Annotated in this window: 16 protein-coding genes; 3 read left to right on the forward strand and 13 right to left on the reverse strand. The window is 68.0% G+C overall.

All coding sequences use genetic code 11. The features are described from left to right. Positions 1-16: 16 nt before the first annotated feature. Positions 17-1,354 (reverse strand): preprotein translocase subunit SecY, encoded by a 1,338-nt coding sequence (secY, locus tag ACQI46_RS00805; RefSeq protein WP_427092047.1) that lies wholly within the window; start codon positions 1,352-1,354, stop codon positions 17-19. A gap of 232 nt (positions 1,355-1,586) precedes the next feature. Between secY and ACQI46_RS00810 the strand changes: the two genes are divergently transcribed. Genes ACQI46_RS00810 through ACQI46_RS00820 form a run of 3 tightly spaced genes read left to right on the forward strand, consistent with a single transcriptional unit; the run spans position 1,587 to position 4,364 of the window. Beyond that, a complete protein-coding gene (locus ACQI46_RS00810) occupies positions 1,587-2,510 on the forward strand; it encodes an SAM-dependent methyltransferase (protein WP_427092048.1) in 924 nt (307 codons plus the stop codon). Between the two features lie 17 nt (positions 2,511-2,527). After that, on the forward strand, positions 2,528-3,427 hold the full coding sequence (locus tag ACQI46_RS00815) for a class I SAM-dependent methyltransferase (protein WP_427092049.1): 900 nt from the start codon (positions 2,528-2,530) through the stop codon (positions 3,425-3,427). A 4-nt stretch (positions 3,428-3,431) separates the two neighbouring features. After that, a complete protein-coding gene (locus ACQI46_RS00820; protein WP_427092050.1) occupies positions 3,432-4,364 on the forward strand; it encodes a class I SAM-dependent methyltransferase in 933 nt (310 codons plus the stop codon). Here ACQI46_RS00820 and sppA read toward each other — a convergent pair. The 12 genes from sppA to rplN form a co-directional block, all read right to left on the reverse strand. Then, complete coding sequence (gene sppA / locus ACQI46_RS00825) at positions 4,330-6,081, reverse strand: signal peptide peptidase SppA (protein ID WP_427092051.1); 1,752 nt, start codon at positions 6,079-6,081, stop codon at positions 4,330-4,332. The genes ACQI46_RS00820 and sppA overlap by 35 nt on opposite strands. A 30-nt stretch (positions 6,082-6,111) precedes the next feature. Further along, positions 6,112-6,459, reverse strand: coding sequence for a DUF732 domain-containing protein (locus ACQI46_RS00830; RefSeq protein WP_427092052.1), 348 nt, complete (start codon positions 6,457-6,459; stop codon positions 6,112-6,114). A 120-nt stretch (positions 6,460-6,579) separates the two neighbouring features. Continuing rightward, the gene (gene rplO / locus ACQI46_RS00835) at positions 6,580-7,020 is read right to left on the reverse strand and encodes a 50S ribosomal protein L15 (RefSeq protein ID WP_427092053.1); all 441 of its coding nucleotides are present in this window, start codon (positions 7,018-7,020) and stop codon (positions 6,580-6,582) included. Between the two features lie 2 nt (positions 7,021-7,022). Continuing rightward, on the reverse strand, positions 7,023-7,202 hold the full coding sequence (rpmD, locus tag ACQI46_RS00840) for a 50S ribosomal protein L30 (RefSeq protein ID WP_043405808.1): 180 nt from the start codon (positions 7,200-7,202) through the stop codon (positions 7,023-7,025). A 3-nt stretch (positions 7,203-7,205) separates the two neighbouring features. After that, positions 7,206-7,865 carry a 30S ribosomal protein S5 gene (gene rpsE, locus ACQI46_RS00845; RefSeq protein WP_427092764.1) on the reverse strand — a complete coding sequence of 220 codons (660 nt, stop codon included), beginning with the start codon at positions 7,863-7,865 and terminating at the stop codon, positions 7,206-7,208. A gap of 43 nt (positions 7,866-7,908) precedes the next feature. Next, entirely contained in the window at positions 7,909-8,313 is a 405-nt protein-coding gene (rplR, locus tag ACQI46_RS00850; protein WP_427092054.1) for a 50S ribosomal protein L18, read from the reverse strand. A 2-nt stretch (positions 8,314-8,315) separates the two neighbouring features. After that, a complete protein-coding gene (gene rplF, locus ACQI46_RS00855) occupies positions 8,316-8,855 on the reverse strand; it encodes a 50S ribosomal protein L6 (RefSeq protein WP_427092055.1) in 540 nt (179 codons plus the stop codon). A gap of 14 nt (positions 8,856-8,869) precedes the next feature. Then, the gene (rpsH, locus tag ACQI46_RS00860; protein WP_098002479.1) at positions 8,870-9,268 is read right to left on the reverse strand and encodes a 30S ribosomal protein S8; all 399 of its coding nucleotides are present in this window, start codon (positions 9,266-9,268) and stop codon (positions 8,870-8,872) included. An 84-nt stretch (positions 9,269-9,352) separates the two neighbouring features. Then, the gene (locus tag ACQI46_RS00865; RefSeq protein WP_427092056.1) at positions 9,353-9,538 is read right to left on the reverse strand and encodes a type Z 30S ribosomal protein S14; all 186 of its coding nucleotides are present in this window, start codon (positions 9,536-9,538) and stop codon (positions 9,353-9,355) included. 4 nt (positions 9,539-9,542) lie between these two features. Further along, complete coding sequence (rplE, locus tag ACQI46_RS00870; protein WP_427092057.1) at positions 9,543-10,109, reverse strand: 50S ribosomal protein L5; 567 nt, start codon at positions 10,107-10,109, stop codon at positions 9,543-9,545. A gap of 1 nt (position 10,110) precedes the next feature. After that, complete coding sequence (gene rplX / locus ACQI46_RS00875; protein WP_427092058.1) at positions 10,111-10,428, reverse strand: 50S ribosomal protein L24; 318 nt, start codon at positions 10,426-10,428, stop codon at positions 10,111-10,113. Further along, positions 10,429-10,797: a 50S ribosomal protein L14 gene (gene rplN / locus ACQI46_RS00880; protein ID WP_014814254.1), complete on the reverse strand. Its 369-nt coding sequence runs from the start codon at positions 10,795-10,797 to the stop codon at positions 10,429-10,431. Positions 10,798-10,817: the final 20 nt, after the last annotated feature.

The raw sequence follows: 10,817 nt of genomic DNA on the forward strand, positions 1-10,817 counted from the left end.
TTTCCGAGCCCTTCTCTCACTTCAAAAAGCCTTCGTAGTTGCGCTGCATCAGCTGGCTTTCGATTTGCTTGATGGTGTCCAGGCCGACGCCGATCATGATCAGCACCGCGACGCCGCCGAACGGCAGGTTCTGCAGAGTCGCACCGCTGCCCATCTGCAGGAACAGGTTGGGCAACACGGCCACCACACCCAGATAGATCGAGCCGGGCAGCGTGATGCGTGACAGCACGAACCTCAGGTAGTCGGCGGTGGCCTTACCGGGGCGGATACCCGGGATGAAGCCGCCGTACTTCTTCATCTCGTCGGCGCGTTCGTCGGGGTTGAACGAGATCGACACATAAAAGTACGTGAAGAAGACGATCAGGCCGAAGTAGATGCCGATGTAGATCGGGTCGGCCGGGTTGGTCAGATTCTCCGCGATGAAGGTCTGCCACCAGCTGGTCTCGGTGCTGTCGCTGGCACTGGCCACCAACTGGCTGATCAGGTGCGGAATGTAGATCAACGAGGACGCGAAGATGACCGGGATGACGCCGGCCTGGTTGACCTTCAGCGGCAGGTAGGTCGAGGTGCCGCCGTACATGCGACGTCCGACCATGCGCTTGGCGTACTGCACCGGGATACGGCGCTGACCCTGCTCGACGAACACCACCGCGACCAGGATGGCCAGGGCCGCAACACAGACCATCGCGAAGACCAGCCCGCCGCGGTCCTCGAGGATCATGTTGCCCTCGACCGGGATGCGGGCCGCGATGCCGGCGAAGATCAGCAGCGACATGCCGTTGCCGATGCCGCGCTCGGTGACCAGCTCGCCCATCCACATCACCAGCGCCGCGCCGGCCGTCATGACCAGCACGATCACCACGAGCGTGAAGATGTTCAGGCCCTCGCTCTGGCCCTCGATGATGTCCAGCGTGCAGCCCTGCAGCAGCCCGCCGTTGGCGGCGAGCGCGACGATGCTGGTGGCCTGGAGGATGGCCAACGCGATCGACAGATAACGCGTGTACTGCGTCATCTTGGCCTGACCGGCCTGCCCTTCCTTGCGCAGCTGCTCGAAGCGCGGGATCACCACGGTGAGCAGCTGCACGATGATGCTGGCCGTGATGTAGGGCATCACGCCCACGGCAAACACCGTCAACTGCAGCAGGGCGCCACCGGAGAACAGGTTGATCAGCGAGTAGATCTGCCCCGACTCACCGCCACTGACGTCGGCGATGCACTGCTGGATGTTGGGGTAGTTGACGCCCGGGGACGGGATCGCTGCACCGACGCGGTAGAGGATCACGACGCCGAGGGTGAACAGGATCTTTCGCCTCAGATCGGCTGTTCGCAGTGATGAGATGAAAGCCGAGAGCACTCTTTCCTCCTGCACGGCCGAGTTGTCGATCGCGGCGTGCTCATGTGGCTGGCGTGACCAGCGTGGGCGTTAAGTCGTGCGCGCGACGGCACGAGCAGGCATTCGGCCTGCGCAAGTCACGCGTTCAAACAGTCTACGAGACTAACAGTTGCAACTCCGTTGTCCCCAAATCAGAAGCGTACAGTCGTGGTATTCCATTAACGCAGCTAACTAGTTTGTGAAGGGTGTCCGCATGCCCCGCAGTAACGATGACACCTGGGATCTGGCGTCCAGCGTCGGTGCCACGGCCACCCTGGTCGCCGCAGCCCGCGCGGTCGCGTCGCGGGCCGACGATCCGGTGATCGACGATCCGTTCGCCGAGCCGCTGGTACGCGCCGTCGGCGTCGACTTCTTCACCCGGCTGGCCGGCGGGGACCTCACCCCCTCCGATCTCGACGTGCAGGACGGCCAGTCGCCGGTCGGGATGAGCCGCTTCGCCGACGGGATGGCCGCACGCACCCGCTTCTTCGACGACTTCTTCGCCGCCGCTACCGCCGACGGCGTCACCCAGGCCGTGATCCCCGCCGCCGGGCTCGACGCGCGGGCCTACCGGCTGGACTGGCCGGCCGGCGCGGTCCTGTTCGAGGTGGACCAGCCCGACGTGATCGCCTTCAAGAGTCGAACGTTGGCGCAGCTGGGCGCAAGGCCGACGGTGGATCTGCGCACCGTGGCCGTGGACCTGCGCCAGGACTGGCCGGCCGCGTTGGCCGCCGCCGGGTTCGACGCCACCCGGCCGACGGCGTGGATCGCCGAGGGTCTGTTCGGCTACCTGCCGCCGGAAGCCCAGGACCGCCTGCTCGATCAGATCTTCGCGCTCAGCCCTGCCGGCAGCCGGCTGGCCGCCGAAGGTGTGCCCAGCCATCAGGGCGTGGACCCCGAGGAGGTCCGCGAGCGCATGCAGGCCTCCACCGACCTGTGGCGTGCCCACGGCTTCGATCTGGACTTCTCCGAGCTCGTGTTCCTCGGTGAACGCGCCGAGCTCCCGGGGTACCTCACAGAGCAGGGATGGACGGTCGAAGCCGTGCCGACCAACGACCTGTTGCAGCGCTACGGGTTGCAGCGGCTGGACACCGACGAAGGATTCGCCGAGGTCGTCTACGTGACGGCGCAGAAGTAGAAGGGGCTGACAGCGCGATGGCACGAACCGAACGCGACACCTGGGATCTGGCCTCGAGCGTGGGGGCCACCGCGACGTCGGTCGCCTCGACGCGGGCATTCGCCAGCCGCGGACCCGAACCGCTGATCGACGATCCCTACGCCGCTGTCCTGGTCGAGGCGGTCGGTCTGCCGCACTTCATCAAGGTCGCCCGCGGCGAGATCGACTTCGACTCCGATCCGCTCTTCGGCGCCCAACTGATGCGCGAACAGATCGCGGTGCGTACGCGGTTCTTCGACGACTTCTTCACCGCCGCCACCGCCGACGGCATCACCCAGGCGGTGATCCTGGCGTCCGGACTGGACACCCGCGCCTACCGCCTGCGCTGGCCGGCCGGCACCGTCGTCTTCGAGATCGACCAGCCCAGCGTGATCGAGTTCAAGACCCGCGTGCTCGCCGATGCGGGCGCGACCCCGGCCGCCGAACGGCGCACCGTGGGGATCGACCTGCGTGACGACTGGGCCGGCGCGTTACGTCAGCGCGGTTTCGACGACACCGTGCCGACGGCATGGATCGCCGAGGGCCTGCTGGTCTATCTGCCGCCGGACGCGCAGGACCGGCTGCTCGACCACATCACCGCCCTCAGTGCCCCCGGTAGCCGGCTGGCCACCGAACACATGGACGCCCAGGCGTTGACCGGCGACTGGGCCAAGGCCATGACCGAGCGGGCCCGCCGGCACGGCAGCGACGTCAACCTCGAGGAGCTGTTCTACAACGGCCCCCGCACGTCGGCCGCCGAACACCTGCAGGGCCAGGGCTGGCAGGTCGACATCCTGCCGACCGCGCAGGCCTACTCCGCGAACGGGTTCGAACCGCCGAAGAACGACCTGATGGCGATGATCGGCGACTCCGGCTACCTCACCGCCCGGTTGGGCTGACGCCGTGGCCCGCCAAGAGGACGACACCTGGGACCTGGCCTCCAGCGTGGGCGCCACCGCCACGATGGTCGCCGCCGCCCGGGCGCTGGCCAGCGCCGACGCCGACCCGCTGATCGACGATCCGTTCGCCGACCCGCTGGTGCGCGCGGTCGGCCTGGACTTCTTCGTCAAGATGCTCGACGGGGAACTCGACCTGTCGCTGTTCCCCGACACCTCCCCCGAGCGCGTGCAGGCGATGATCGACGGGATGGCGGTGCGCACCCGCTTCTTCGACGACAGCGTGCTGGCATCCACGCGGGCCGGCGTCCGACAGGTGGTGATCCTGGCCTCGGGTCTGGACGCACGCGCCTACCGGTTGGACCTGCCGACCGACACGGTGGTCTACGAACTCGACCAGCCCCGCGTCATCGACTTCAAGACGCAGACACTGACCGAGCTCGGTGCGCAACCACGCGCGGCCCGGCGCACCGTGGCCGTCGACCTGCGCCAGGACTGGCCGCAGGCGTTGGCGGACGCAGGTTTCGACGCGTCGGCGCCGACGGCGTGGCTGGCCGAAGGTCTGCTGATCTACTTACCGCCCGAGGCCCAGGATCTGCTCTTCGACCGCATCACCGTGCAGTCCGCCCCCGGGTCGACGGTGTCCACCGAATACGTGCCGGGCATCGTCGACTTCGACACCGAGAAGGCGAAGACACTGGCCCAACCCCTACGCGAACACGGGCTGGATTTGGACATGTCGACGCTGGTGTACGCCGGCCGGCGCAGCCACGTCGTCGACTACCTGGCCGACCTGGGCTGGCAGGTGACCACGACACCGCGCGACGAACTGTTCGCGCGCTTCGGCCGCACCCTGCCGCCCGACGCCGCCGGCCAGGATCCGCTGGGCGGCCAGATCATCTACGTCAGAGGCGAGTTGGGCCCAGCCACAACGCGTTGACCCCGGACATCGAGCGCTGGGTCTGGTCGACCACGTCGGCCACCGAACGAAACGCCAACGCGGCCACCGCATCCGACAGCGCCGCCGCCGGCTGGGACGATGGTTTGGGCCGCAGCACGTCGAGCAGCGACGAACCCGGCAGGTGCACGATCGCGACCCTGGTGTCCTCGTCGATGTCGGCCAGCTTCTTGGCGCGCTGGATCGCGGTGCGCAAGCCGCCGAGCTCGTCGACCAGACCGCGGGCGTGCGCGTCGGCGCCCGTCCACACCCGGCCGCGGGCCACCTGCTCGACCTCCTCGACGCTCATCGACCTGCCCTCGGCGACGCGCGCGACGAAGTCGGTGTAGAACAGGTCGGCTTCGGCTTCGACGTGGGCCCGCTGGTCCTCGGTGAACGGCGCGTCGACCGACCACGCGTCGGCGTTGGCGTTGGTGCGCACGGTGTCCGAGCCGACGCCGAGCCGATCCTTGAGACCGCGCGCCACCAGCTTGCCGGTGACCACGCCGATCGAGCCGGTCAGCGTGCCCGGGTTGGCGACGATCGCGTCCGCCGCCATCGACACGTAGTAGCCGCCCGAGGCCGCCACCGCACCCATCGACGCCACCACCGGCTTGCCGCGCTCACGGGTGCGCGCCACTTCCCGCCAGATGGTCTCCGAACCGGTCACCGAGCCGCCGGGGCTGTCGACGCGCAACACGATCGCGGCGACGTCGTCGTCGGCGGCGGCTTCGCGCAGCGCGGCGGCGATGGTGTCCCCGCCGGCCGACGAGCTGCCCATCGGCGACACCTGGCGTCCGCCTCGGCCGCTGACGATCGGCCCGGACAGCGTGACCACGGCGATCTTCGGCTGGCTCTTCAATCCCGGCACCGACGGCTTCTTGGCCCGGGCATAGCGGGACAGGAACAGTCGCGGCGGCGCATCGTCGGCGTCGGCGTCGTCCACCTCGGCGATGTGCGCGTAGGCCTCGTCGCGGAAGCCGATGCGGTCGATCAGCCCGGCGGTCACGGCGTCGTCGCGCAGCAGCGGCGCCCGGTCGGCCAGCGCGTTCAGCGCGGCGACGTCGATGTTGCGGGACGCCGCCACGGCGTCCCAGACCTGCGACTGCAGGCTGTGCACCAGCGCGGCGTCGGCTTCGCGGTGCGCCTCGGTGTACCCGTGCTCGGTGAAAAGATTTGCAGCGGATTTGTATTCACCGCGCGCGACGAACTGCGCCTCGACGCCGAGCTTGTCCAGCGCGTCGCGCAGGAACAGGGCGCTGGTCGCGAAACCGACGAGCCCGACGGTGCCCGACGGCTGCATCCACACCTCACCGAACGCCGAGGCCAGGTAGTACGACAGCGTGCCGGGGTAGGTTTCGGCCCACGCCAGCGACGGCTTGCGCGCCGTGAAAGCGGCGACGGCTTCGCGCAACTCCTGGACCGGTCCCGGCGGGGCGGCAGTGATCTGCACGCGGGCGATCAGACCGGCCACGCGCGGATCCTCGGCAGCGCGGTGGATCGCGGCGACCGCTTCGCGCAGCAGCAGAGGTTTCGTCGGCCCGATGACCCCGGACAACACGGCGAAGGGGTCGAAACCCGCGGTCTCCGGCGGCGCACTCTGCAGATCGAGTTCCAGGATGGCGCCGTTCGGGACACCCTGGTGACGGGCGGTGTCGATCTTGCGTGCCAACTGGCGAACATCGTCGAAGCCGGGCATCCCGGACAGCAGAGAATGCATCAGCCGAGCCTACCGACGGCCCGCGACAGGTCAGCGACCGACGAAACGCGCGTACTGCGGGCAGTAGGCGCTGACCGACACCCGCATGAGGCCGGTGGCCTTGTCCCGGTCCAGTCCGGAGTTCTGCAGCGTCGTGCGCACACCCCGCACCACCGGGACCGGGTTGACGTTGCCGGCCAGTCCCGCGGTGAGCAGGTCGCACACCTGACGCCCGAGCGCGGGCACATCGGCGATGCGGCTGGTGTCGATGCCCAGCGCTTCGACGGCGTCGCCGAAGCGGGCGTCGTCGGGTTGGGCTGCGGCAGGCGCAGCCGTGCCGAACGCCGCCAGGCCGGCGGCGACCATCGCCGCGGCCACGGTGCGACGGTAGCGAATCATGGTTGCTCCTAGGTGATTTCCCCCGCGCAGTGTAATCGTGCGCGGTGCGGCGCGCGTTACGGGCGCAGAGACGCAGAAAGCCCCTGCCGGAGCAGGGGCTTTCGCGTGCAGCGCTGGGTTCTACAGCTCGGTGGCGCTGCCACCGGCGGCGGTGATGGCCTCGCGGGCCGAACCGCTGAACTTGTGCGCGGTGACGTCGACCTTGGCGGTCAGTTTGCCGTCGCCGAGCACCTTGACGAGCGTGTTCTTGCGGACCAGGCCCTTGGCCACCAACTCGTCGACACCGACGGTCCCCCCTTCCGGGAACGCCTTGGCGATGTCGCCGACGTTGACCACCGCGTACTCGGTGCGGAACCGGTTGCGGAAGCCCTTGAGCTTGGGCAGCCGCATGTGGATCGGCATCTGGCCACCCTCGAACATCACCGGCACGTTCTTGCGTGCCTTCGTGCCCTTGGTGCCGCGGCCGGCGGTCTTGCCCTTGGAGCCCTCACCGCGACCGACGCGCGTCTTGGCGGTCTTCTCGCCGGGCGCGGGCCGCAGATCGTGCAGCTTGATCGTCATTTCTAGACCTCCTCAACCGTGACCAGATGGTGCACGGTCTTGATCAGACCGCGGGTCTGCGCGTTGTCCTCGCGCACCACGGACTGGCGGATCTTGCGCAGGCCCAGCGTACGCAGCGTCTCACGCTGCTTCCACCGCGCGCCGATGGTGCTGCGCACCTGGGTGATCTTGAGCTCTGCCATCTGTTACGCCGTTCCCTCACGCGCAGCGCTGGCGGCCATGGCCTCAGCCTCACGGCGGGCCTTGAGCATGCCTGCGGGCGCTACATCCTCGATCGGCAGGCCGCGGCGAGCCGCAACCTCTTCGGGGCGCTGCAACATCTTCAACGCGGCGACGGTCGCGTGCACCACGTTGATCGCGTTGTCGCTGCCCAGCGACTTGGCCAGGATGTCGTGCACCCCGGCGCATTCCAGCACCGCACGCGCAGCGCCGCCGGCGATCACACCGGTACCGGGGCTGGCGGGGCGCAGCAGCACCACACCGGCCGCGGCCTCACCCTGCACGGGGTGGGTGACGGTGCCGCCGATGAGCGGAACCCGGAAGAAGTTCTTGCGCGCTTCCTCGACACCCTTGGCGATCGCGGCGGGCACCTCTTTGGCCTTGCCGTAGCCGACGCCGACCATGCCCTTGCCGTCGCCGACGATCACCAGCGCGGTGAAGCTGAAGCGGCGACCACCCTTGACCACCTTGGAAACGCGGTTGATCGACACCACGCGCTCGAGGTAGTTGCTCTTCTCACGGTCGTCTCGACCGCCGCGGCCACCGCGATCGTCGCGGCGTCCCCGGCCCCTGCCGTCGCGGCCGTCGCTCGACGGCCCGCCGGCTCCCACAGCCTGCTCGGCCATCATGCATTCCTTCCGGTTCGGTTCATGTCGGTCAATGCGTTCATCAGAACTTCAGCCCGCCTTCGCGCGCGGCGTCGGCCAGAGCTGCGATCCGTCCGCCGTAGGTGTACCCACCGCGGTCGAACACGACCTCCTCGATGCCGGCGGCCTTGGCACGCTCGGCGATGAGCTGACCGACCCGCGAGCTGGCGGCCTTCTTGTCGCCCTCGAGCGCACGCACGTCGGCCTCGATGGAGGAGGCCGCCGCCAGCGTCACGCCCTGGGCGTCGTCGACCAGCTGCACGTGGATGTGCCGCGCGGACCGGTTGACCACCAGGCGCGGACGCGCGGCGGTGCCGGCGACCTTCTTGCGCAGGCGGGCGTGCCGCCGCAGACGCGAGGTGCGCCGCGTCTCGGAGATGTTCTTGCCGACCGGCTTGTAACCGGCTTCTTGAGTCTTGGTAGCCATGACTACTTACCTGTCTTTCCGACCTTGCGGCGGATCTGCTCGCCCTCGTAGCGGATCCCCTTGCCCTTGTAGGGGTCGCTCTTGCGCAGGCGGCGGATGTTGGCCGCGATCTGGCCGACCTTCTGCTTGTCGATTCCCGAGATCGAGAACTTGGTGGGCGTCTCGACCGTGAAGGTGACGCCCTCGGGAGCCTTGATCAGGACCGGGTGGCTGTAGCCGAGCGCGAACTCCAGGTCGCTGCCCTTGGCCACCACGCGGTAACCGACTCCGAAGATCTCCATCTTGGTGGTGTAACCCTCGGTCACCCCGGTCACCAGGTTGGCGATCAGCGTGCGCGACAGGCCGTGCAGCGAGCGGTTGCGGCGCTCGTCGTTCGGGCGGGACACCACGATGGCGCCCTCGTCGTCACGCGAGACCTCGATGGGCTCGGCGACATCGAGGGTCAACGTGCCCTTGGGCCCCTTGACCGCCACGTTCTGGCCGTTGATGGTCACGTCGACGCCGTTGGGGACGACGACCGGCTGCTTTCCAATGCGAGACATGTTCTAGCCCTCCCTCACCACACGTACGCGAGGACCTCGCCGCCGACGCCCTCGCGGGCCGCCTGGCGGTCAGTCCTCAGACCGGACGACGTGGAAATGATCGCCACACCCAGACCGCCGAGCACGCGCGGCAGGTTGGTGGACTTCGCGTAGACGCGCAGGCCGGGCTTGGACACCCGGCGCAGGCCGGCGATGCTGCGTTCCCGGCTGGGGCCGTACTTCAGCTGCACGACCAGGGACTTGCCCACGCGGGCGTCCTCGGTGCGGTAGTCGCTGATGTATCCCTCGCGCTTGAGGATCTCGGCGATGTTGGCCTTGATCTTGCTGTGCGGCAAGGTCACTTCGTCGTGGTACGCCGAATTGGCGTTGCGCAGACGTGTCAAGAAGTCTGCGATCGGATCCGTCATGGTCATGACAGCCGGTTCACCTTTCTCGCGGCGGTTCCCGGACCGGGCCTACCGCAACTGTTTTCGTGTGTGGTCTGTGGTTTCCGGCTGCTACCAGCTGGACTTCTGCACGCCGGGCAGCTCGCCCGCGTGCGCCATCTCGCGCAGGCAGATGCGGCACAACCCGAACTTGCGGAACACCGAATGCGGCCGGCCGCAACGGTTGCAGCGCGTGTAGCCCCGCACCTTGAACTTCGGCTTCCTGTTGGCCTTGATGACCAGCGCCTTCTTTGCCATGTGTCTACTTCTCCTTGAACGGGAAGCCCAGCGCCCGCAGCAGCGCCCGTCCCTCGTCGTCGTTCGTCGCCGAGGTGACGACGGTGATGTCCATGCCGCGGGGCCGGTCGATGCTGTCCACGTCGATCTCGTGGAACACCGACTGCTCGGTCAGCCCGAAGGTGTAGTTGCCGGTGCCGTCGAACTGGTTGGAGTTCAGACCGCGGAAGTCGCGGATACGCGGCAGCGAGATCGAGATCAGCCGGTCCAGGAACTCCCACATGCGGTCGCCGCGCAGCGTGACGCGGGCACCGATCGGCATGCCTTCGCGGAGCTTGAACTGCGCGATGGACTTGCGGGCCCGACGGATCTCCGGCTTCTGGCCGGTGATCAGGGTCAGGTCGTTGACGGCGCCGTTGATGAGCTTGGCGTCGCGGGCGGCGTCTCCGACACCCATGTTCACGACGACCTTCACCACGCCCGGGATCTGCATGACGTTGGCGTAGCCGAACTCCTTCTGCAGCGTCTCGCGAATCTCTTCGCGGTAGCGCTGCTTGAGGCGCGGCAGGCTCTTGGTTTCGGTGCTGGTCATCTCAGATGTCCTTGCCATTGGTCTTGGCGACGCGGACCTTCTTGCCGGTCTCGGCGTCGATGCGGTAGCCGACGCGGGTGGGCTTACCGTCGGAGTCGAGCAGCATCACGTTGGAGACGGCGATCGGCGCCTCCTGGGTGACGATGCCGCCGGACGAGGCGCCGCGCTCGTTGGCCGACTGCGCGGTGTGCTTCTTGATCCGGTTCACGCCCTCGACGAGGACCTTCTCGCGATCGGGGTACGCCACCAGGACCTTGCCCTTGGCTCCCTTGTCCTTGCCGGAGATCACCAGCACGGTGTCGCCCTTGTGGACCTTCATCTACAACACCTCCGGGGCAAGCGAGACGATCTTCATGAAGCGCTTCTCGCGCAGCTCACGACCGACGGGCCCGAAGATGCGGGTGCCGCGGGGGTCGTTGTCGTTCTTGATGATGACGGCGGCGTTCTCGTCGAACTTGATGTAGCTGCCGTCGGCGCGGCGGCGCTCCTTGACGGTGCGGACCACGACCGCCTTGACGACGTCGCCGCGCTTGACGTTGCCGCCGGGGATGGCGTCCTTGACAGTCGCCACGATGACATCACCGATGCCGGCGTAGCGCCGCGACGAACCGCCGAGCACGCGGATGCACAAGATCTCCTTGGCGCCCGTGTTGTCGGCGACCTTGAGCCGCGATTCCTGCTGAATCACTAGATCTCCTGACCTGGTTA

Source organism: Mycobacterium sp. SMC-4 (assembly GCF_050205565.1).
Lineage (GTDB): Bacteria > Actinomycetota > Actinomycetes > Mycobacteriales > Mycobacteriaceae > Mycobacterium.

What these genes read in the sequence shown, in the direction of transcription:
- rplX (WP_427092058.1), bottom strand. Translation starts at nt 10,428, where the DNA reads ATGAAGGTCCACAAGGGCGACACCGTGCTGGTGATCTCCGGCAAGGAC.
- rplF (WP_427092055.1), bottom strand. Translation starts at nt 8,855, where the DNA reads ATGTCTCGCATTGGAAAGCAGCCGGTCGTCGTCCCCAACGGCGTCGAC.
- rpsE (WP_427092764.1), bottom strand. Translation starts at nt 7,865, where the DNA reads ATGGCCGAGCAGGCTGTGGGAGCCGGCGGGCCGTCGAGCGACGGCCGC.
- ACQI46_RS00810 (WP_427092048.1), top strand. Translation starts at nt 1,587, where the DNA reads ATGCCCCGCAGTAACGATGACACCTGGGATCTGGCGTCCAGCGTCGGT.
- rpsH (WP_098002479.1), bottom strand. Translation starts at nt 9,268, where the DNA reads ATGACCATGACGGATCCGATCGCAGACTTCTTGACACGTCTGCGCAAC.
- rplE (WP_427092057.1), bottom strand. Translation starts at nt 10,109, where the DNA reads ATGACCAGCACCGAAACCAAGAGCCTGCCGCGCCTCAAGCAGCGCTAC.
- ACQI46_RS00830 (WP_427092052.1), bottom strand. Translation starts at nt 6,459, where the DNA reads ATGATTCGCTACCGTCGCACCGTGGCCGCGGCGATGGTCGCCGCCGGC.
- rpmD (WP_043405808.1), bottom strand. Translation starts at nt 7,202, where the DNA reads ATGGCAGAGCTCAAGATCACCCAGGTGCGCAGCACCATCGGCGCGCGG.
- rplO (WP_427092053.1), bottom strand. Translation starts at nt 7,020, where the DNA reads ATGACGATCAAGCTGCACGATCTGCGGCCCGCGCCCGGCGAGAAGACC.
- ACQI46_RS00865 (WP_427092056.1), bottom strand. Translation starts at nt 9,538, where the DNA reads ATGGCAAAGAAGGCGCTGGTCATCAAGGCCAACAGGAAGCCGAAGTTC.
- rplR (WP_427092054.1), bottom strand. Translation starts at nt 8,313, where the DNA reads ATGGCTACCAAGACTCAAGAAGCCGGTTACAAGCCGGTCGGCAAGAAC.
- sppA (WP_427092051.1), bottom strand. Translation starts at nt 6,081, where the DNA reads ATGCATTCTCTGCTGTCCGGGATGCCCGGCTTCGACGATGTTCGCCAG.
- ACQI46_RS00815 (WP_427092049.1), top strand. Translation starts at nt 2,528, where the DNA reads ATGGCACGAACCGAACGCGACACCTGGGATCTGGCCTCGAGCGTGGGG.